10 protein-coding genes and 3 pseudogenes are annotated in these 20,517 nt (G+C 73.3%); 9 read left to right on the forward strand and 4 right to left on the reverse strand.

Annotated features, from left to right (window positions below):
- Together FGF04_RS29785 and FGF04_RS29790 are read left to right on the forward strand one after the other, a co-directional pair.
- Positions 1 to 1,425 (forward strand): type I polyketide synthase (locus FGF04_RS29785; protein ID WP_149514466.1); only part of this gene is annotated, 1,425 nt, incomplete at its 5' end.
- A 4-nt stretch (positions 1,426 to 1,429) separates the two neighbouring features.
- A complete protein-coding gene (locus FGF04_RS29790; RefSeq protein WP_149514467.1) occupies positions 1,430 to 7,621 on the forward strand; it encodes a type I polyketide synthase in 6,192 nt (2,063 codons plus the stop codon).
- Here the strand turns inward: FGF04_RS29790 and FGF04_RS29795 are convergent.
- Positions 7,596 to 7,961: a Brp/Blh family beta-carotene 15,15'-dioxygenase gene (locus FGF04_RS29795; protein ID WP_149514468.1), complete on the reverse strand. Its 366-nt coding sequence runs from the start codon at positions 7,959 to 7,961 to the stop codon at positions 7,596 to 7,598. The genes FGF04_RS29790 and FGF04_RS29795 overlap by 26 nt on opposite strands.
- Before the next feature lie 382 nt (positions 7,962 to 8,343).
- The gene (locus tag FGF04_RS29800; protein WP_235882565.1) at positions 8,344 to 8,877 is read right to left on the reverse strand and encodes a GtrA domain-containing protein; all 534 of its coding nucleotides are present in this window, start codon (positions 8,875 to 8,877) and stop codon (positions 8,344 to 8,346) included.
- Between the two features lie 259 nt (positions 8,878 to 9,136).
- Here FGF04_RS29800 and FGF04_RS29805 point away from each other — a divergent pair, with 259 nt between their 5' ends.
- The 3 genes from FGF04_RS29805 (at position 9,137) to FGF04_RS29815 (ending at position 13,771) form a co-directional block, all read left to right on the forward strand.
- A complete protein-coding gene (locus FGF04_RS29805; RefSeq protein ID WP_149514498.1) occupies positions 9,137 to 9,934 on the forward strand; it encodes an oxygenase MpaB family protein in 798 nt (265 codons plus the stop codon).
- A 61-nt stretch (positions 9,935 to 9,995) separates the two neighbouring features.
- Positions 9,996 to 12,200: a serine/threonine-protein kinase gene (locus tag FGF04_RS29810; protein WP_149514469.1), complete on the forward strand. Its 2,205-nt coding sequence runs from the start codon at positions 9,996 to 9,998 to the stop codon at positions 12,198 to 12,200.
- 8 nt (positions 12,201 to 12,208) lie between these two features.
- The gene (locus FGF04_RS29815) at positions 12,209 to 13,771 is read left to right on the forward strand and encodes a phytoene desaturase family protein (protein WP_149514470.1); all 1,563 of its coding nucleotides are present in this window, start codon (positions 12,209 to 12,211) and stop codon (positions 13,769 to 13,771) included.
- A gap of 65 nt (positions 13,772 to 13,836) precedes the next feature.
- On the opposite strand, the gene FGF04_RS29820 is transcribed toward FGF04_RS29815, so the two are convergent.
- Entirely contained in the window at positions 13,837 to 15,636 is a 1,800-nt protein-coding gene (locus tag FGF04_RS29820) for a serine hydrolase domain-containing protein (RefSeq protein WP_149514471.1), read from the reverse strand.
- Positions 15,637 to 15,816: 180 nt separating this feature from the next.
- Between FGF04_RS29820 and FGF04_RS29825 the strand changes: the two genes are divergently transcribed.
- A complete protein-coding gene (locus tag FGF04_RS29825; RefSeq protein WP_149514472.1) occupies positions 15,817 to 16,926 on the forward strand; it encodes an NAD(P)H-dependent flavin oxidoreductase in 1,110 nt (369 codons plus the stop codon).
- A pseudogene (locus FGF04_RS29830) lies at positions 16,923 to 17,321 on the forward strand (AMP-binding protein); the annotation flags it as partial. The gene FGF04_RS29825 and the pseudogene FGF04_RS29830, both read left to right, overlap by 4 nt.
- Here FGF04_RS29830 and FGF04_RS41885 read toward each other — a convergent pair.
- Positions 17,315 to 17,542, reverse strand: a pseudogene (locus tag FGF04_RS41885) (acyl-CoA synthetase); the annotation flags it as partial. The pseudogenes FGF04_RS29830 and FGF04_RS41885 overlap by 7 nt on opposite strands.
- Positions 17,543 to 17,554: 12 nt before the next feature.
- Here FGF04_RS41885 and FGF04_RS29840 point away from each other — a divergent pair.
- Both FGF04_RS29840 and FGF04_RS29845 read left to right on the forward strand, forming a co-directional pair.
- Positions 17,555 to 18,706, forward strand: a pseudogene (locus FGF04_RS29840) (AMP-binding protein); the annotation flags it as partial.
- 83 nt (positions 18,707 to 18,789) lie between these two features.
- A complete protein-coding gene (locus FGF04_RS29845) occupies positions 18,790 to 20,340 on the forward strand; it encodes an acyl-CoA synthetase (protein ID WP_149514473.1) in 1,551 nt (516 codons plus the stop codon).
- Positions 20,341 to 20,517 lie beyond the last annotated feature (177 nt).

Consider the following 20,517-nt stretch of genomic DNA (forward strand, 5'->3'; position numbering starts at 1 on the left):
ACCACCCCCCGCCTCACCCGCACCCACACCCAGAACCAGCCCCAGGCCGCTGAAGCACCCGCCCCCTGGGACGCCACAGGCACCGTCCTCATCACCGGCGGCACCGGCGGTCTCGGCGCCCTGGTCGCCCGGCACCTCATCACCCGCCACGGCATCCAGCACCTCCTCCTGACCAGCCGCAGCGGCATGACGGCCCCCGGCGCCGGCGACCTCCTCGAAGAACTGTCCGGACTCGGCGCCCAGGTCCGTATCGAGGCCTGCGACGTCGCCGACCGCGACGCCCTGGCCGCGCTCCTGGCCGGGATCGATCCCGAACACCCCCTCAAAGGAGTCGTGCACACCGCCGGGGTCGCGGCCAACGCGATGATCGAAACGCTGACCGATGAACAGATCGAGCACGTGCTGAGGCCCAAGGTGGACGGGGCGTGGCATCTGCACGAGCTGACCCAGGACATGAACCTGACCGCGTTCGTGCTGTTCTCCTCGTCCTCCAGCGTGGTGGACGGCCCGGGGCAGGGAAACTACGCGGCGGCCAACCTCTTCCTCTCCGCGCTGGCCGAGCACCGGACCGCCCAGGGACTGCCCGCCCAGTCCCTGGCCTGGGGGTTGTGGGGCGACGGGCACGGGATGGTTCAGGGGCTGTCCGACGGGGACCGGGACCGGATCAGGCGATGGGGCATGCGAGAGCTGTCGGCCGTCGACGGTCTGGCTCTGCTGGATCTCGCCACCCGTGTCGCGACGCCCGTGCTGCTCCTCGCCCGCTTGGATCCGGTGGCGATCGGTGACAGGGCCGAAGGCGTGCCGGCGGTGCTGCGGGCCATCGCACGGCCGACGGTCCGGCGGGCCGTGGCCGGCGGAACGGTCGCGCAGGGCGGTCCGGCGCCGGCGGYGCGGCTGGCCGGGCTGCCCCGGGCCGAGGGCGAGCGGGTCGTGCTCGACCTGGTGCGTACTCATGTCGCCGCCGTGCTCGGCTACGGCTCGGCGGAGGCCATCGCGCCGGACCGGGCTTTCCAGGAGATGGGCTTCGACTCCCTGGGCGCGGTCGAACTCCGCAACCGGCTCAAGGCGGCCACGGGCGTCCCGGTCCGCTCCACCGCGGTCTTCGACTTCCCCACCCCGTACGCACTGGCCGGATCCCTGTACGCCGAGCTCGTCCCCGAAGGCGGGGACGACGGGTCGGCGGCCCGGGACGAGGAACGCGTGCGCAGGGCGCTGCAGGCCATTCCGCTCAGGCGGCTCCGGGATGCGGGTCTGATGGCCGGGCTGCTCGAACTCGCCGGCCTCGACGGGGAGGAGGCCCGGGTGCCGGGCGCGGACGACCCGGAGCGGACCGAGGCGCCCGACATCGACGCGATGGACGCCGACAGCCTCATCAGCATGGCGCTGGGTGGCTCCGACAGCAGTGACTCCCCCCAGGAGGTATGACGTCGTGACGGCCGACGAACAGAAACTTCTCGCGGCGCTCCGCTCCTCGGTGAAGGAGACCGAACGGCTGCGGGAGCAGGTCAGGAAGCTCTCCTCGGACCCGGTCGAACCGATCGCGATCGTGGGCATCGGCTGCCGCTATCCGGGCGGGGTACGGGGCCCGGACGAACTCTGGCGGCTGGTCGCCGAGGAGGCCGACGGCATCTCGGAGTTCCCGCACGACCGCGGCTGGGACGTCGAGCGCCTCTACGACCCCCAGTTGTCCCGGCCCGGAACCAGCTATGTCCGCGAGGGCGGCTTCCTCCACGGGGCCGGGGAGTTCGACCCGGACTTCTTCGGGATCAGCCCGCGCGAGGCACAGGGCATGGACCCGCAGCAGCGGCTGTTGCTGGAGACCTGCTGGGAAGCGCTGGAACACGCAGGCATCCCGCCGGGCACGCTCAGGCACAGCCCGACCGGCGTCTTCGCCGGGATGATGTACCACGACTATCCGACCGGAGCGACCGCGGGCAGCATCGTCTCGGGACGTGTCTCCTACACCTTCGGCCTGGAAGGGCCGTCCGTCACCGTGGACACGGCCTGCTCCTCCTCGCTGGTGAGCCTGCACCTGGCCTGCCAGGCACTGCGGCAGAAGGAGTGCACGCTGGCCCTCGCCGGCGGTGTGGCGGTGATGTCCACGCCGGACATGTTCGTGGAGTTCAGCCGCCAGGGCGCGCTGTCACCGGACGGGCGCTGCCGGTCGTTCGCCGCGGACGCCGACGGCACCGGCTGGTCCGAGGGCGTGGGCATCCTCGTACTGGAACGGCTGTCGGACGCCCGGCGCAACGGCCACCGGACGCTGGCCGTCGTACGGGGCTCGGCGGTCAACCAGGACGGCGCCTCGAACGGACTGACCGCGCCCAACGGCCCCTCGCAGGAACGGGTGATCCGCCGGGCACTGGCGAACGCCCGGGTCTCGGCCGACCAGGTGGACGCGGTGGAGGCGCACGGCACCGGCACCACCCTCGGCGACCCGATCGAGGCCCAGGCGCTGCTGGCGACGTACGGGCAGCAGCGGCCCGGGGGACGGCCGTTGTGGCTGGGCTCGCTGAAGTCGAACATCGGGCACACCCAGGCGGCCGCCGGGGTGGCCGGAGTGATCAAGATGGTCATGGCGATGCGGCACGGCATGCTGCCCAGGACCCTCAACGTCGCCGAGCGCTCCCCGCACGTGGACTGGTCGACCGGATCGGTGGACCTGCTCACGGAGGCGCGCGAGTGGCGGCGCGACGGCCATCCCCGCCGGGCCGGAGTCTCGTCCTTCGGCATCAGCGGCACCAATGCCCACGTCATCCTGGAGGAGACACCCGAGCCCGAGCCGAAGCCCGAGTCCAAGCCGAAGCCCGGGCCCGAGCCCGAGAACGCGCGGGACACCGGGCGGAGCCGGCTGTCGGGAGAGAGCCGGCCGGCCGTCCCCTGGGTGCTGTCCGCCCGCGGTGAGCAGGCTCTGCGGGAGCAGGCCGTCCGGCTCGCCGCGCACGTCACCGAGCACGGACTCGACCCGGTGGACGTGGGGTACTCCCTGGCCACCACCCGTGCGCTCCACGACCACCGGGCTGTGGTCGTCGGCGAGGACACCGCCGAACTGCTGCGCGGCCTCGCGGCGGTCGCCGCCGGCGCACCGGCCGGACACGTGATCACGGGCGTGGCCGGACGAGCCGGCAGGCGGGTGTTCGTGTTCCCCGGCCAGGGATCGCAGTGGGTCGGGATGGGCCGGGAACTGGCGGCCGCGTCCCCGGTGTTCGCGGAGAGGCTCGCCGAGTGCGGGCGGGCACTGGAACCATGGGTCGACTGGTCGCTGGAGGAAGCGCTCGGCGATCCGGTGGCGCTGGAGCGGGTGGACGTCATCCAGCCCGCCCTGTGGGCGGTGATGGTGGCCCTGGCGGGCCTGTGGCGCTCCTACGGCGTCGAGCCCGACGCGGTTGTCGGCCACTCCCAGGGAGAGATCGCCGCCGCCTGTGTGGCCGGGGCGCTGTCGCTGGAGGACGGGGCCCGGGTGGTGGCGCTGCGCAGCCGGGCCATTCCGCGGCTGTCCGGCCGGGGCGGCATGGTCTCGGTGGCCGCCTCCGCCGCGGAGGTGGAACGGCTGCTGGCCAAATGGGAGGACCGGATGGGGATCGCGGCGGTGAACGGCCCCACCTCCACGGTCGTGTCCGGTGACCCCGACGCGCTCGCCGAGTTCATGGTGCTGTGCCGCGACCAGGACGTGCGGTCACGACGTATCGCGGTCGACTACGCCTCGCACGGCCCTCAGGTCGAAGCCCTGCGCGAAACCCTCCTCGAGTGCCTGGCGGGCATTGCGCCTGAACAGGGTGACGTGCCGTTCCACTCCACCGTCACCGGCGGGCCGATGGCGGACACCACAGGCCTGGACGCCGGATACTGGTACGCCAACCTGCGGCAGCCGGTGCGGTTCGAGCCGGTGGTCCGCGGGCTGCTGGAACAGGGCCACGACGTGTTCGTCGAGATCAGCCCCCACCCGGTGCTGACGGTCGGGCTCCAGGAGACTTTCGACGACGCCACCGCCGACGACGGGGTGGGTGCGGCGGCGGTGGCGATCCCGTCCCTGCAGCGGGACGAGGGGGGACTGGACCACTTCCTGCTCTCGCTCGGCCGGGCGTGCGTGCACGGTGTCGTCCCGGAGTGGCAGGCGTCCTTCTCCGGGACCGCGCGCGTCGTCGAGCTGCCGACCTATCCCTTCCAGCGCCGGCGTTACTGGCTGGACACCCCGGTCTCGTACGAGGCCGACCCCGCCCGTCTCGGACAGTCCCCCGCCGGGCACCCGCTGCTCGGCGCCGTCGTCGCCCTCCCCGGCAGCGGCAGTGGCAGCCAGGTCCTCACCGGCCGGCTCTCCCTCGACAGCCATCCCTGGCTCGCCGACCACCGGCTGCACGGCACCGTGCTGTTCCCCGCGACCGGTTTCCTGGAGCTGGCGCTGTGCGCGGCGGACCGAGCCGACTGCGGCGTGGTCGAGGAACTGACCTTGCGTGCGCCGCTGGTCGTACCGGAACGCGGCGGTATCGCGGTGCAGGTGACGGTGGGCGCACCCGACGCCGAGAGGCGCCGCGAGGTACGGGTCCACGCACGGCCCGAGACACCGGCGGGCGAGCACGGCGCGCCCTGGACCCTGCATGCCGAAGGAACACTCAGCCCGGATGCAGACGGGGAGGCGGACCCGGATGCAGGCCCGGACGTACACCCGGACGTAGGCCCGGTGGGAGCCGCGGGGCTGGAGGCCTGGCCGCCCGAAGGGGCCGACCCGCTGCCTCTCGGTGACTTCTACGCCGAACTCCGCGCGGGCGGGCTGGAGTACGGACCGGTCTTCCAGGGACTCCGGGCGGCGTGGCGTCACGCCGGTGCCATGTTCGGTGAGGTCGCGCTGCCCGAGGAGACGGTCGCCGAGGCCACGGGGTTCGGCATCCACCCCGCCCTTCTCGACGCGGCCCTGCAGGTCGGCCTGCTGGACGCCGGAGACGCCGGGGACGCCGGGGACGGACGGACCGCGGAGCCCGCCGTGCCCTTCGCCTGGAGCGGGGTCCGGCTGCACGCCGGCGGAGCCTCGATGCTGCGGGTGAAGGTCACGGCGGCCGGCTCCGCGTTGCGGCTGACCGCGGCGGACGCCACCGGCGCCCCGGTCGCCACGGTCGAATCGCTGGCCGCCCGCCCGGTCACCCCCGAGCAGATCAAGGCTCTCGGGGGGCAGGGCGCCCGGCCGCTGCTCCGGGTGGCGTGGCTGCCGATGGCCGGCGTGTCCGCGGTGGCCAGGGGTGAGGAGCCGGCCGTGTACAGGGTCGTCGGTGAGGGGACCGACGTGCCCGCCCGGGTCCGGTCCGCGGTGTTCGGCGTACTCGACGCGCTGTGCTCCGGGGCCGGGGACGATCCACCCCGCAGTTCGCCCTTGGTGGTCGTGACACGCGGCGCGGTCTCGGTCGCGGGCGAGGAGATCACCGATCTGGCGGGCTCGGCGGTGTGGGGCCTGGTGCGGTCGGCGCAGGCGGAGCGGCCCGGACGTTACCTGCTGGCGGATCTGGACGACAGCGCGGAGTCCGAGAGCGCGCTGTCCTCAGCCGTCGCCCAGGCCGTCGCCTCCGGCGAAACCCAACTGGCCGTGCGGACAGGGCGGATCAGCGTGCCGCGCCTGACGCGGACGGATGCCGCTCCCGCAGGGGAGACGCCCTGGGACGCCGACGGAACGGTGCTGATCACCGGAGCGATCGGCAACAGCGGCACCGCCGTCACCGCCGGCACGGCTGGTGACACCGGAGGTCAAGGTGCGCAATTGGCCAGGCACCTGGTGACGCAGCACGGTGTCCGGCACCTGCTGCTGGCCGGACGCGGCGGTACGGTGGCCGGAGAAGCCCTTGAACCGGCCGCCGATCCCGCCGTCGGGCCGACCGTCGACTCCGCCGTCGGACTGGCCGCGGAGCTGGCAGACCTGGGCGCCGAGGTCCGGGTCGAGGAGTGCGACCTCACCGACCGTGATGCGGTCGCCGCGCTGCTGGCCACCGTCGGGGACGACCACCCGCTGACCGGGGTCGTCCACACAATGAGCGGCGCGGGGGACGAGCTGACCGGAGTGTCGGACGCCGAGCGGATCGAGGACTCGCTGCGCACCCACGCGGACTCGGCCTGGCACCTGCACGAGCTGACCCGGGAACTGCCGCTGACCGCTTTCGTGCTGGTCTCCGGTTCGGCCGCCCTGGTGGACGGGCCGGTCCGGAGCGGTCCGGCGGCGGCCGGTCTCTTTCTCTCCGCGCTGGCCGAGCACCGCACCGCCCGGGGCCTGCCCGCCCGGTGCCTGGTCCGGGAGACGCGGGACCGGGAAGAGGCCAACGCGGTGGCGGAGCTGGACGCGGCTGTCCGCACCGCCCTGCCGGTCCTGGTGGCCGGGCACTGGGATCCGGTGGCCGTCGGCAGCCGGCCGGAGGACGTGCCTCCTCTGCTGCGGGCACTGGCACGACCGTCGGCGCGGCGGATCGCAGCCGCCGCTGGACCGGTGGACGACGGCCCGGGACGGGCCGACCGACTGTTCGCGCTGCCCGAGGACGAACGACGGCGGCGCGTCCTGGAGCTCGTCCGCGCCCACGCCGCCGCCATCCTGGGACACCCGGGGCCGGAAGCCGTGGACCCCGACCGGCCCTTCCTGGAGATGGGGTTCGACTCCGTTGCGGCGCTCGGGCTGCGCAACCGGCTCAAGCCGGACCTCGGACTCACCGTTCCGGCCACCGCCGTCTTCGAACATCCCAGTCCACGGGCGCTCACCAGCCGGCTGCTGGCCGAACTGGGCGGCCGCTCGACCGCTGCGGCGACCATCGACGGGGCAGCCGGTGAGGCATCCCCCGAGTCGCCGGCTGCGATGTTCCGGGAGGCGTTCCGGAACGGGCGGTTGGACCAGGGCGTGGCGCTGCTGCAGGCGGTGGCCGCGCTCCGGCCGACCCACAGCTCACCGGTCGACCCGCGGAACCTGCCCCCGCTGGTGAAGCTGGCGCAGGGCCCGGCAGGGCCCGGCCTGTTCTGCTTCCCCTCACCGGGGGTCGGAGGCGCCCACCAGTTCGCGCGGCTGGCCGCGAACCTGAACGGGATCCTGGATGTGACGGCGGTGCCGTTGCCGGGATACGCCGCGACGGAGAGCCTGCCGGCGTCGTTCGGCACGGCGGTCGAGGGCTGCGCGGAACAGATCCGGCTGGCGGCTGCCGACGAGCCCTTCGCCCTGGCCGGCTACTCGGCGGGCGGCCTCTTCGCCCATGCCGTGGCCCGCCGCCTCGAGGACAGCGGAACCGGACCGTCGGCGGTCGTGCTGCTGGACACCTATCACCCGGACACCGAGGGCATGGCCGACCTGCGCAATCAGATGCTCGCGGGAGTCTTCGAACGGGAGGCCGTCTTCGGCCCGTTCAGCAGCGCCCGCCTGTCGGCGCTGATGTGGTACGGCGGGCTGATGGAAGGGCACCGGGTCGAGGACATCGCGGCTCCTGTGCTGTTCGTCCGGCCCAGGGAATGGGCCGGACGCGCGGAGACGGCGGCCACCACGGACTGGCGCGCCTCCTGGGACACCGCCCACACCGTCTCCGAGGTCGACGGCAGCCACCTCACCCTGATCGAGGAACAGGCCCCGCAAGCCGCCGAAGTCATCACGGCCTGGCTGGCATCCCTCTAGCCTCCCCGCGGCCGAAGTGCACCACCGACGCCGCCAGGAAGAGGACGAGTGCGGCGGTGGGCGCCCACAAGGCGAGGAGGAAGGCCACGGCGGCGGTGGCCGCGTAGCCCGGCAGGACCGCGATGCGGCCGACGGCCGTGGCACCGGTCCTGAACCAGGCGGGCACGAGGTGGTCCACGGCGCCGTGCGGAATGCCGAGAACGACGCCCGAGGCGAAGACGACCGGGGAGGCGTCGTGCAGCGCGTACTGCACCAGGCAGTACGCGCCGATGGTGTGGGTCAGGGTCCCGCTGAACTCTCCTTGTACCGGCGGGGCCTGCGGCGCGCTGACGAAGGTCATGGCGAACTCCCGGTGACGGTGGACTGCGGGACTGCGGGACTGCGGGACTGCGGAGCCTCCGGCGCTCGTGCCGGCTGGTCCCGGTCGACCGGGTCGGGGCGGCGGCGGGTGACCTTGAGGCACCTCCCGAGGGGCCGAGCCCACCTCATCCCCGCACGGCCCCCTCGGCGAGCCGGGCGCCCTGAAGGGTGAGGAGATCCGGAGTCCTGATCGGCGCGGAATCGAGCGCCCGGGTGCGGCGTGTCCTGCTGGACGCACCGCGCGAGCTGTCGCCCCTCCGGCCCTGGTGCGTGTCCCGCTCCGGCAGCGGGAATCAGAGTGCCGTTCGGCGGACGTGGCGGACGCGACGGCCGTGGCGGACGCGACCGTCGGTCACGGTCGCTCACGCCCCGACCGTGAGCACCAGCGGCGAACGAGGGGTGCGTGCGAGCGACAGTGGTGCGACGGTCACCGGGGCCAGGGGCGGCTGGGCCACGGCTCGGTCGGCCGTGAAGACGAACAGCCTCAGTACCAGGAAGCGTCCGACTCCCGCGAGTCCGGACGCGCTGAGGTAGACGGCCTGCTCGGTCAGCGCGCCGGGTGCCGACTGCACCAGGTGCAGGGCGAGCACCGCCAGGGAGGTCACCGCGTAGGCGGCCGTGGCCGAACCGGCGGACTGCCAGTGCCGGCGCCATCCGGCCCGCTTCCCGGTCCCGAACGTGAAGAGCGCGTGCAGCTCCGTGCAGAGGACCGTCGACACGACCGTGATCATCGCGTTGGCCAGGACCCAGGGCACGACCCCGGCCAGCAGCGTCACCGCGCCGCCGGCGAGGACCCCGACACCGCCGCCGCAGATCACGAACCGGACGAAGGAGGCGAACGGCCCGGGGGCGGCCTCGCCCACCGTCTCCGGCTGCGACGCGAGCTGCGCGTTCATGGGGATTCCTTCCTGGAGGGGCGCACCGCCCCATTTGGCTAACGGCCGTAAGGCTACAGAGATTAAGTGACCGTGCGCAAGGTAAACGCTCATAAGTTTTTCCTTGTAAGGTGACGGTGCGGGGACGGGTCGACTAGTGCCGACCGGGAATCCTGGTCACACTGGTGACGTGGATGCGGAACGCACCGGCGGTGAGGGCGCGACGGACGAACGGCCGGGCGATCCGGGCCTGTTCGGTCCTGGATCCGTGACCTGGCAGATGCACGGCGACCCCATGATGTGGGTCGCCGGGGTCCGTGCGCTCTACCTCCAGGCGCTGCACCCGCGCGCGGTGCGGGGCGTCATGCAGAACAGTGACTTCCGCAAGGACGCCTGGGGCCGCCTGATGCGCACGGCGCACTTCGTGGGCACCACGACGTACGGGACGAGCGAGGCCGCCGAGAAGGCCGGCGCCCGGGTGCGGAAGATCCACACCATGCTCACCGCGACCGACCCCGGCACCGGGGAGCGCTACCGCGTCGACGAGCCCGGGCTGCTGCTGTGGGTGCACTGCGCCGAGATCGACTCCTACCTGCACGTCCTGCGCCGCTCCGGCTTCCCGCTCACGGACGCGCAGGCCGACCGGTACATCGGCGAACACCGCGTCAGCGCACGCCTGGTGGGCCTCGACCCCGCCGGCGTACCCTCCGACCAGGCCGAACTGGCCGCGTACTTCGAGAAGGTACGGCCCGAACTGGCCGCCGGAGCGGAGGCCCGGGACGTCGACGCCTTCCTGCGCACCCCGCCCGTCCACCCGCTGCTGGTCCCCGCCCGGGCGGTGCTGTGGCGCTGGGTGGCGCAGTCCGCGTACGCCTCACTGCCGTCGTACGCCCATGAGTTGTACGGAAGATCCGTACGGTCGCCCCGGACCGTGACCCGCCGGCTGCGTCTCACGGGCACCGCGCTGCGCTGCGTTCCCGCACGTCTGCGCTGGCAACTGCCGCCCAAACACATTATCCGCGCCATGTCACGGCTCGGCCCCGGCTCGCGCCCCGCACCGTACAAAGTCGGGCCATAGCTCGCCATACTGGACGGGCCAGGGGAGGGCGGGTCCGAAACGACGGGGGCGATCGCGGCAGATGGGGGACACCAGGCTCATCCAGGGCCGGTACCGACTGCTCGACCTGATAGGTCGAGGGGGCATGGGCGAGGTGTGGCGCGCACGGGACGAGTCGCTGGGCAGACAGGTCGCCGTCAAGTGCCTCAAACCACTGGTCCACGGCCACGACCACGCGTTCACCGGGGTCCTGCGGGAGCGGTTCCGCCGCGAGGCGCGGGTGGCCGCGGCGCTCCAGCACCGCGGGGTGACCGTCGTGCACGACTTCGGCGAGTCCGACGGCGTGCTCTACCTGGTGATGGAGCTGCTCGACGGACGCAACCTCAGTCAGCTCCTGGAGGACAACAAGCAGCATCCCCTGCCGGTCGCCGACGTCGTGGAGGTCGCCGAGCAGGTCGCCGCCGCCCTCGCCTACACCCACCGGCAGAGCATCGTGCACCGCGACCTGAAGCCCGCCAACATCATGCGGCTCGACGACGGCACGGTGAAGATCTGCGACTTCGGCATCGCCCGCCTGGGCCACGACATCGGCTTCACCTCCCGCCTCACCGGCACCGGCATCGCCATGGGCACCCCGCACTACATGTCGCCCGAGCAGATCGGCGGCTCCGAGGTCGACCAGCGCAGCGACCTCTACTCCTTCGGCTGCGTGCTGTACGAGATCGCCACCGGGGCCCCGCCGTTCGACCTCGACGACGCGTGGGCGGTCCTCGTCGGGCACCGCGACACACCGCCCCGGCCGCCGCGCACGCACCGGGCCGAACTCCCCGCGTTCCTGGACCGGATCATCCTCGACCTGCTGGCCAAGGAGCCCGCCCGGCGGCCGCCGGACGCCCGCGAGCTGGCGCGCCGGATCGACGCGGGCCGCGCCGCACCGGTGTACGTGCCCACCGTCGTGTCGGCCCCCCTGCGGCGGGACCCGACGGACCGGCCCGTCGCCCGCGAGGCGCGCCTGCCCTCGTGGACGCACGGCATGACCACCGGCCACAAGGCGACCGGGACCGGCGCCGGGCCGCGCGCCACGCCGCCGGACGCCGCGGCGGGCCTCACCGGCGAGTGGATCGCCCGCGCCGACACCCGCGGGACCCCGCAGCCGGTGCCCGCCGGACGGCCCACCCCCGCACCGGAGTTGCTCACGGCACTCACCGGCCGCCACAACGCCGGACTGAGCCTGGGACGGCTGGGCCGCTGGGAGGAGGCCGGCGAGGTGCACCGGGCCGTCGCCGCCGAGCGCGAGCACGCCCTCGGGCCCGACCACCCCGACACCCTCGCCAGCCGCTACGAGGTCGGCTTCACCCTCAGCCGCACGGGCCGCCCCGCCGACGCCCTGCGCGAGTACACCCACGTGGCCCGGGTCCGCGAGGGGGTGCTCGGCCCCGAGCACCCGGACACGCTGGCCGCCCGGCAGGAGATGGCGTACGTACTGGGCCAGTTGGGGCGCCACTTCGACGCGCACCAGGTCTACGCGGCCGTCCTCGCCGCCCGCGAGCGCGCCATGGGGCCCGAGCACCCGGACACCCTGCGCTGCCGCCACAACCTCGCCTTCAACCTCAGCAGGCTCGGACGGCTGGAGGACTCGTACCGGATGGCGAGCGACGTCGCCGCGGCCCGCGCGCGGGTGCTCGGCGCGAACCATCCCGACACGCTCGTCACACGGTACGAAGTCGCTTACGCGCTCGGCCAGTTGGGGCGGTGGCCGGAAGCGCTCGACACCTACCGGGAGGTCGCCGCCGCCCGGGCACAGGCGCTCGGGCCCGACCACCCCGACACGCTCGCCGCCCGCTACGAGGTCGGCATCAGCCTCGGCAGGCTCGGGCGCAGCGTGCAGGCCCTGGAGCTGTACCGGGGCCTGATCGACGACCGGACCCGCGTCCACGGTCCCGCCCACCCCGAGACGCTGCGGGCCCGGCACGGGCTCGGGGTGAACCTGGGACGGCTCGGCCGGTGGGAGGAGGCGCTCGCCGAGTCCCGTGACGTGTGTGCGATACGGGAGCGGGTGCTCGGGCCCGACCATCCCGACACGCTGGTGAGCCGCCGGGAGGTGGCCGTCGGGCTCGGCTGGCTCGGGCGGTGGGGGGACGCCCTCGTGGAGTACCGGGTGGTGGCGGAGGCGCGGGAGCGGGTGCTCGGTGTGGGGCATCCCGATGCGCTGGCCAGCCGCAACGACGAGGCGCACTGCCTGGAGCGTCGTGCACAGGCCTGGCCGGGGTGGATCTTTCTGTGTTAGCTGGGGGGATGGGTGCTCATGAGGGACATCGGGAACACGACGTCGTCATCGTCGGCGGGGGCCACAACGGACTGGTCGCCGCCGCCTACCTGGCCCGCGCCGGAAAGTCCGTCCTGGTGCTGGAGCGGCTGGCGAACACCGGGGGCGCCGCCGTCTCGACGCGGCCCTTCGCCGGGGTCGACGCCAGGCTGTCGCGGTACTCCTACCTGGTCAGCCTGCTGCCCAGGAAGATCGTCCGGGACCTGGGGCTGGACTTCCGGGTCCGCGGCCGCACCGTGTCCTCCTACACGCCCACCGAGCGCGGCGGGAAACCGGCCGGACTGCTCGTCGGGGGCGGCGAACGGCGTACCCGGGAGGCCTTCGCCAAGCTCACCGGATCCGCCACCGAGTACCGGGCCTGGCAGCGCTTCTACGGCATGACCGGCCGCGTCGCCGAACGGGTCTTCCCCACCCTCACCGACCCGCTGCCCACCCGGGACGAGCTGCGCCGCCGCGTCGACGACGAGGAGGCCTGGCGCGCCATCTTCGAGGAGCCGCTCGGCATCGCCGTCGAGGACACCTTCGCCGACGACCTGGTCCGCGGGGTCGTCCTCACCGACGCGCTCATCGGCACCTTCGCCGACGCCCACGACCCGTCCCTCCTGCAGAACCGCTGCTTCCTCTACCACGTGATCGGCGGCGGCACCGGCGCCTGGAACGTACCGGTCGGCGGCATGGGCGCGCTCACCGACGCCCTGGCCCGCGCCGCGCGCGGCGCCGGCGCGGTCCTCGCCACCGGTCACGAGGCGGTCCGCATCGAGACCGACGGCCGCACCGCCGAGGTCACCTACCGGACCGCGGACGGCGAGGCTGCCGTCGCTGCTCGGCACGTGCTCGTCAACGCCTCCCCGCAGGAACTCGCGCGGCTGACCGGCGACGAACCGCCCGCCCCCGCCGAGGGCGCCCAGCTCAAGGTCAACATGCTGCTGAAGCGGCTGCCCCGGCTGCGCGACACCTCCGTCGACCCGCGCGAGGCATTCTCCGGCACCTTCCACATCGCCGAGGGGTACGAGCAGCTGGCGACCGCGTACGCCCAGGCCGCGTCCGGCGCGCTGCCCGAGGCGCCGCCTTCCGAGATCTACTGCCACTCGCTGACCGACCCCACGATCCTGGGCCCCGACCTGGTCCGGCAGGGGTATCACACGCTCACGCTCTTCGGACTCCACACGCCGGCCCGGCTCTTCGCGAAGGACAACGACGGCACCCGCCGGGAGCTGCTCCGGTCGACCCTCGCGCAGCTGGACGCCCACCTCGTCGAACCGCTCGCCGACTGCCTGGCGACCGACGCCGACGGCCGCCCCTGCATCGAGGCGAAGACCCCCCTCGACCTGGAACGCGACCTGCGGCTCCCCGGCGGCAACATCTTCCACCGCGACCTCGCCTTCCCCCACACCCAGGAGGGCACCGGTCGCTGGGGCGTCGAGACCGCCCACGCCAACGTCCTGCTCTGCGGCGCGGGCGCGGTCAGAGGAGGCGGCGTGAGCGGCGTCCCCGGCCACAACGCGGCAATGGCCCTCCTGGAAGCCCCGTAAGGGGCGCGGGGAACTGCGCGAGCAACCCCCACGACCCGCGGACGACTACGAAGCCGCGACGGACGTCAGTCCGAAGAGGCCACCCACCCCACGGCCTCCACCCGCGCCGAGTCCGCCGCCCGCTCCCCGTCGAAGACGACCCGCTCCCCGTCCAGCACCCGCAGCGCGTCCACGTACGCGCCCCGCCCCACGTAGAGCCGGTCCGTCGTGTACCGCCAGCGCACGACGGACCGCCCCGGCCCGGGGAGCGCCGCGTCGAGCCGGTGCCAGACGCGGCCCGACCAGCCGGTCACCGACCCGGCCTGATGCGCGGCCGGAGCCTGTCCGTCGCGGACGGTCGTGAACGGCACCGGCTCCCACGTCGTCCCGCCGTCCGTCGAGGACTCCAGGAACAGCGCGTCCGCCCCCGGCTCGGTGTCCCACCACAGGGCGCACCGCAGACGGCCACCGCCGCCGACGTCCACCGCGGGCAGCGTCAGCGTCGCGGTGGCCGCGGCCGCCATGCCGGAGTACCAGGCCGTACGCCCCCGCGCGGGCCGCACCGGCACCGCCCGCGCCAGCTGGTCGGCGGCGGCCACCCGCGGAGCGGAACCGGACCGCCAATTGCGCACCGGGTGGACGGAGTTGCCGAGCAGGATCAGGAACGAGTCGGTCGTCGGGTCCAGGACGAGCGAGGTGCCGGTGAAACCGGTGTGACCCGCGGTGCGCGGGGTCGCCATCGCGCCCATGTACCAGTGCTGGTAGAGCTCGAAGCCGAGTCCGTGCTCGTCGCCGGGGAACGCCGTGTTGAAGTCGGTGAACATCAGTTCCACCGACGCGGGCTCCAGGATGCGGGCCCTGCCGTACGCGCCGCCGTTGAGCAGCGTACGGCCGAGGACCGCGAGGTCCCACGCGGTGGAGAAGACCCCGGCGTGACCCGCCACCCCGCCCAGGGCGTACGCGTTCTCGTCGTGCACCTCGCCCCACACGAGGCCGCGGTCGAGCCCGGACCAGGCCTTGCGGGCGTCCTCGGTGGCGGCGATCCGCGGTCTCCAGGAGGGCGGCGGGTTGTAGCGGGTGTGCCGCATGCCGAGCGGGGCGGTGATCTCGGTGCGGAGCAGGACGTCCAGGGACCGGCCGGTGATCCTCTCCAGCACCAGCTGGAGCGAGATCAGGTTGAGGTCCGAGTAGAGGTACGTGCTGCCGGGCGGGTTGCGCAGGGCCTCCTCCCAGATGAGCTGGAGCTTCTCCTCGTACGTCGGCGCGCTGTAGAGCGGGATCCAGGAGCGGAAGCCGGAGGTGTGGGTGAGGAGCTGGCGGACGGTGACGTCCTGTTTGCCGGCGCCGCCGAAGTCCGGGAGGTACGAAGCGACCCTGGCCTCCAGCTCCAGCGTGCCGCGCTCGATCTGCTGCACGGCGAGGATCGACGTGAACAGCTTCGACACGGAGGCGAGGTCGAAGACGGTGTCCCGGGCCGTCGCGATCTGCTGCTCGGCGGGCAGCTCCACGGCGGTGTCGGTCTTCTCGTCGTACGCCGAGTAGCGCACCGCCTTGCCGATCGGCCGGTGCAGGGCCACCGTGCCGCCGCGGCCCGCGAGCAGGACGGCCCCCGCGTACCAGGGGTGCACGGGGGAGGGGCCGAGGAAGGACTCGGCGTCGGTGACGAGCCGGCGCAGCGGGGCGCGCAGGAGCCCGGCGCGTTCCGCGGAGCCATGGCGCAGGGTCGGGCCGCCGTGCCCCCGCGGTCCGTCCCGGTCCGCCGTGCCCGGTGCCGCGGACGCCACGGGGAGGGGCGCGAGGATCAGCGCGCCGCCCAGCGCCGTGAGGCCCCGGCCCAGTTGGCGGCGGGTCGGTCCGCCGCCCGCTCTGTCCGCCGTCGATGTCACCGAAGGCCCTCCCGTCACGTCGCCCGGAAGCGTCTTCCGGGTTCGCTGTGCCCGGTGAAACCCTTGTGCCGGTGGCGGCCGGTGTCAACGGTGCCGCCCCGACCCGTCCCCCCGTCAAAAAACTGACGGGTCATCAGAAAAAGCCTTCCCTCGTCCGGAGGACTGCGGCATCCTGCGCCCATGCAGACGGAGCTGAGCACACGACTGGGCATCGAACGGGCCCTCTTCGGCTTCACCCCGTTCCCCGCCGTCGCCGCCGCCCTCAGCAGGGCGGGCGGACTCGGCGTGCTCGGCGCGGTCCGCTACGCCGACCCCGACGAGCTCAAGCGCGACCTCGACTGGCTGGAGGCGCACGCCGGCGGAAGGCCGTACGGGCTGGACGTCGTCATGCCCGCCAAGAAGGTCGAGGGCGTCACCGAGGCCGACGTGGAGGCCATGATCCCGGCGGGACACCGCCGGTACGTCGAGGACACCCTCGCCAGGTACGGCGTGCCGGGACTCGACGCGGGCGAGGCCTCCGGCTGGCGCATCACGGGCTGGATGGAGCAGGTCGCCCGCACCCAGCTGGACGTCGCCTTCGACTACCCGATCAAGCTGCTGGCCAACGCGCTCGGCTCGCCGCCCGCCGATGTCGTCGAGCGCGCCCACGAGAAGGGCGTGCCCGTCGCCGCGCTCGCGGGCAGCGCCCGGCACGCGCGCAAGCACGCCGAAGCGGGCATCGACATCGTGGTCGCGCAGGGGTACGAGGCCGGCGGCCACACCGGGGAGATCGCCTCCATGGTGCTCACCCCCGAGGTCGTCGAGGCCGTCGCGCCCCTGCCGGTCCTCGCCGCCGGCGGCATCGGCAGCGGCGAGCAGGTGGCCGCCGCGCTCGCCCTCGGCGCCCAGGGGGTCTGGCTCGGTTCCGTCTGGCTGACCACCACGGAGGCCGACCTGCACTCGCGCGCCCTGACCCGCAAACTCCTCGCCGCCGGGTCCGGCGACACCGTCCGCTCGCGCGCGCTGACCGGCAAACCCGCACGCCAGCTGCGTACCGAATGGACCGACGCCTGGGACGACCCGGCCGGACCCGGCACGCTCCCCATGCCCCTGCAGGGGCTGCTGGTCGCCGACGCGGTCTCCCGCATCCAGAAGCACGAGGTGGAACCGCTGCTCGGGACGCCGGTGGGGCAGATCGTCGGGCGGATGAACAGCGAACGCAGCGTCCAGGAGGTCGTCGACGACCTCACGCGCGGCTTCGAACGGGCCGTGGAGCGGCTCGACCGCATCGCCGGAAGGAGCCAGGGATGAACGAGCCGCCGGTCGGATTCTGGGCCCAGGCCACCGCCGACCCCGAGCGCACCGTGCTCGTCGCCGCCGACGGCGCGCGGTGGACCGCCGGACGGCTGCACGCCGAGGCCAACCGGCTGGTGCACGGGCTACGGGCCGCTGGGCTCGCCCGCGGGGACTCCTTCGCCGTCGTGCTGCCCAACGGCGTCGAGTTCCTCACCGCGTACCTCGCCGCCTCGCAGGCCGGCTTCTACCTCGTGCCCGTCAACCACCACCTCGTCGGTCCCGAGATCGCCTGGATCGTCGCCGACTCCGGGGCCCGGGTGCTCATCGCGCACGAGCGGTTCGGCGACGCGGCCCGCCYCGCCGCCGACGAGGCGGGACTCCCCGCCGAACGCCGGTACGCGGTCGGCGTGGACGGTGGCAGCAGCACCAGCCGGTGCCCGATGTCCAGGGACGCGCCGGCAAACTGGAGCACCGCCGTGTGGTAGAGCGGCGAGCACACCAGGTGCACGTTCCCGTCGAACGGCTGGATGCCGAAGATGCCGAGGAAGCCGCCGAGGTACGTCTCCTCGGGGAGCTTGCCCGGCAGCGGACGGCGGATGCCGCGCGGGCGTCCCGTGGTGCCGGAGGTGACGGGGGTGGCGGGATCGAGGGCTTCCGGCCGTACGCCGACCTCGTCGGCGGGCAGCCGGACTCCGTGCCCGCGGACCGGACGCTCGGCTGGGTCATGAACTACACCTCCGGCACCACGGGACGCCCGCGCGGCATCCGCCGTCCGCTGCCGGGCAAGCTCCCCGAGGAGACGTACCTCGGCGGCTTCCTCGGCATCTTCGGCATCAAGCCGTTCGACGGGAACGTGCACCTGGTGTGCTCGCCGCTCTACCACACGGCGGTGCTCCAGTTCGCCGGCGCGTCCCTGCACATCGGGCACCGGCTGGTGCTGATGGACAAGTGGACGCCGGAGGAGATGCTCCGGCTCATCGACGCCCACGGGTGCACCCACACCCACATGGTCCCGACCCAGTTCCACCGCCTGCTCGCGCTGCCGGACGACGTCAGGGCGGCGTACGACGTGTCGTCCATGCGGCACGCCATCCACGGCGCCGCCCCGTGCCCCGACCACGTCAAACGGGCCATGATCGAGTGGTGGGGCCACAGCGTCGAGGAGTACTACGCGGCCAGCGAGGGCGGCGGCGCCTTCGCCACCGCGCAGGACTGGCTGAAGAAGCCGGGCACGGTCGGCAGGGCCTGGCCCATCAGCGAACTCGCCGTCCTCGACGACGACGGGAACGGGGTCCCGCCCGGTGAACTGGGCACCGTCTACATGAAGATGAACACCGGCGGCTTCTCGTACCACAAGGACGAGGCCAAGACGCGCAAGAACCGCGTCGGGGACTTCTTCACCGTCGGCGATCTGGGATACCTCGACGAGGACGGCTACCTCTTCCTCCGCGACCGCAAGATCGACATGATCATCTCGGGCGGGGTGAACATCTACCCCGCCGAGATCGAGGCCGCGCTGCTCGCCCACCCCGCCGTCGCCGACGCGGCCGCCTTCGGCATCCCGCACGACGACTGGGGCGAGGCGGTGAAGGCGGTCGTCGAACCCGCCCCCGGCCACGAACCCGGCGAGGAGCTGGCCGCGGACGTCCTCGCCCACTGCGCACGGCTGCTCGCCGGGTACAAGCGGCCCGCGAGCGTCGACTTCATCGCGGCGATGCCGCGCGACCCCAACGGCAAGCTGTACAAGCGGCGGCTGCGGGACCCGTACTGGGAGGGCCGTGCGCGTCCGGTGTGACACGTCCGGTGTGACGCGCGCACCCATGCACGGCGTTCCCGTCGGCTTGACCTGCCGCCCGGGCGGACCGAGGATCATGTGCCATGACGCCTGGACACGGCAGCACGGTCGACGGGGTGCTGCGGCGCAGCGCCCGGCGCACCCCGGACCGCGTCGCGGTCACCTACCGCGAACGCACCTGGACGTACGCCGAGCTCGACGACGCCGTGTCCCGGGCCGCCGGGCTGCTGCGCTCCTCCGGGCTCGCCCCGGGCGACCGCGTCGGCTCCTACGGGCACAACTCGGACGCGTACCTGATCGGCTTCCTGGCCTGCGCCCGCGCCGGGCTCGTCCACGTGCCGGTCAACCAGAACCTGACCGGCGACGACCTCGCATACATCGTCGGGCAGTCGGGGAGCACGCTGGTGCTGGCCGACCCGGACCTCGCGGACCGGCTCCCTGAGGGCGTACGGACGCTGCCGCTGCGCGACGCGGGGGACTCGCTGCTGGCCCGGCTGGAGTCGGCGCCGCCGTACGACGGTCCCGAGCCGCGCACCGAGGACCTGGTGCAGCTGCTCTACACCTCGGGCACGACGGCACTGCCCAAGGGGGCGATGCTCACCCACCGCGCCCTGGTGCACGAGTACTTGAGCGCGATCACCGCCCTCGACCTGAGCGCGGGCGACCTGCCCGTGCACTCGCTGCCGCTCTACCACTCGGCGCAGATGCACGTCTTCCTGCTGCCGTACCTCGCGGTCGGCGCCACCAACACCATCCTCGACGCACCCGACGGGGACCGGCTGTTCGACCTCGTCGAGGCCGGCCGCGCGGACAGCGTCTTCGCGCCGCCCACCGTGTGGATCGGCCTGTCGAACCGCCCCGACTTCGCGACGCGCGACCTGAGCGGGCTGCGCAAGGCGTACTACGGGGCGTCGATCATGCCGGTGCCCGTCCTGGAACGGCTGCGGTCGCGGCTGCCGAAGCTGGCCTTCTACAACTGCTTCGGGCAGAGCGAGGTCGGCCCGCTGACGATGGTCCTCGGACCGCACGAGCACAAGGGGCGGCTGGACTCCTGCGGGCGTCCGGTGCTCTTCGTGGACGCGCGGGTGGTCGACGAGGAGGGCCGGAACGTGCCCGACGGCACGCCCGGCGAGGTCGTCTACCGGTCGCCGCAGCTGTGCGAGGGCTACTGGGACAAGCCGGAGGAGACCGCGGAGGCGTTCCGGGACGGCTGGTTCCACTCGGGGGACCTGGTGGTGCGCGACGCCCACGGGTACTTCACCGTCGTCGACCGGGTGAAGGACGTCATCAACTCCGGTGGTGTGCTGGTCGCTTCACGGCAGGTCGAGGACGCGCTCTACACCCATCCCGGGGTGGCGGAGGCTGCGGTGATCGGGCTGCCGCACGAGCGGTGGATCGAGGCGGTGACCGCGGTGGTCGTACCCCGCGGTGCGGTCACGGAGGACGAGCTGATCGCCCACGCGCGGGAGGGGCTCGCCCACTTCAAGGCGCCGAAGCGGGTGCTGTTCGTGACGGAGCTGCCGCGCAACGCGAGCGGGAAGATCCTGAAACGTGAACTGCGGGACCGGTTCGCCGGGGACGCGGTCCCGGACGTCCCGGGCGGCCCCGGCGCCGTGGACCGACCACTTGGCTGAGTCTTTGCTGGTCGGCTGTCCGTCGCGTTGAACTGCGGCCGCCGGTCAGCCGTACCAGTATCGGCGGCCCGACCTCCCGAGCCCGGTCCGCCCAGTCACCACCGGGTACCGCACGGAAGGACCTCCGGGTTGTCTCGCACCACGAATTCTCACAAGCTGCCGGACATGGACGAGGCG

The sequence above is a fragment of the Streptomyces apricus genome (assembly GCF_008369065.1).
Taxonomy (GTDB): Bacteria; Actinomycetota; Actinomycetes; order Streptomycetales; family Streptomycetaceae; genus Streptomyces; species Streptomyces apricus.

What these genes read in the sequence shown, in the direction of transcription:
- FGF04_RS29795 (WP_149514468.1), bottom strand. Translation starts at nt 7,961, where the DNA reads ATGACCTTCGTCAGCGCGCCGCAGGCCCCGCCGGTACAAGGAGAGTTC.
- FGF04_RS29800 (WP_235882565.1), bottom strand. Translation starts at nt 8,877, where the DNA reads ATGAACGCGCAGCTCGCGTCGCAGCCGGAGACGGTGGGCGAGGCCGCC.
- FGF04_RS29805 (WP_149514498.1), top strand. Translation starts at nt 9,137, where the DNA reads ATGCACGGCGACCCCATGATGTGGGTCGCCGGGGTCCGTGCGCTCTAC.
- FGF04_RS29825 (WP_149514472.1), top strand. Translation starts at nt 15,817, where the DNA reads ATGCAGACGGAGCTGAGCACACGACTGGGCATCGAACGGGCCCTCTTC.
- FGF04_RS29810 (WP_149514469.1), top strand. Translation starts at nt 9,996, where the DNA reads ATGGGGGACACCAGGCTCATCCAGGGCCGGTACCGACTGCTCGACCTG.
- FGF04_RS29815 (WP_149514470.1), top strand. Translation starts at nt 12,209, where the DNA reads ATGGGTGCTCATGAGGGACATCGGGAACACGACGTCGTCATCGTCGGC.
- FGF04_RS29845 (WP_149514473.1), top strand. Translation starts at nt 18,790, where the DNA reads ATGACGCCTGGACACGGCAGCACGGTCGACGGGGTGCTGCGGCGCAGC.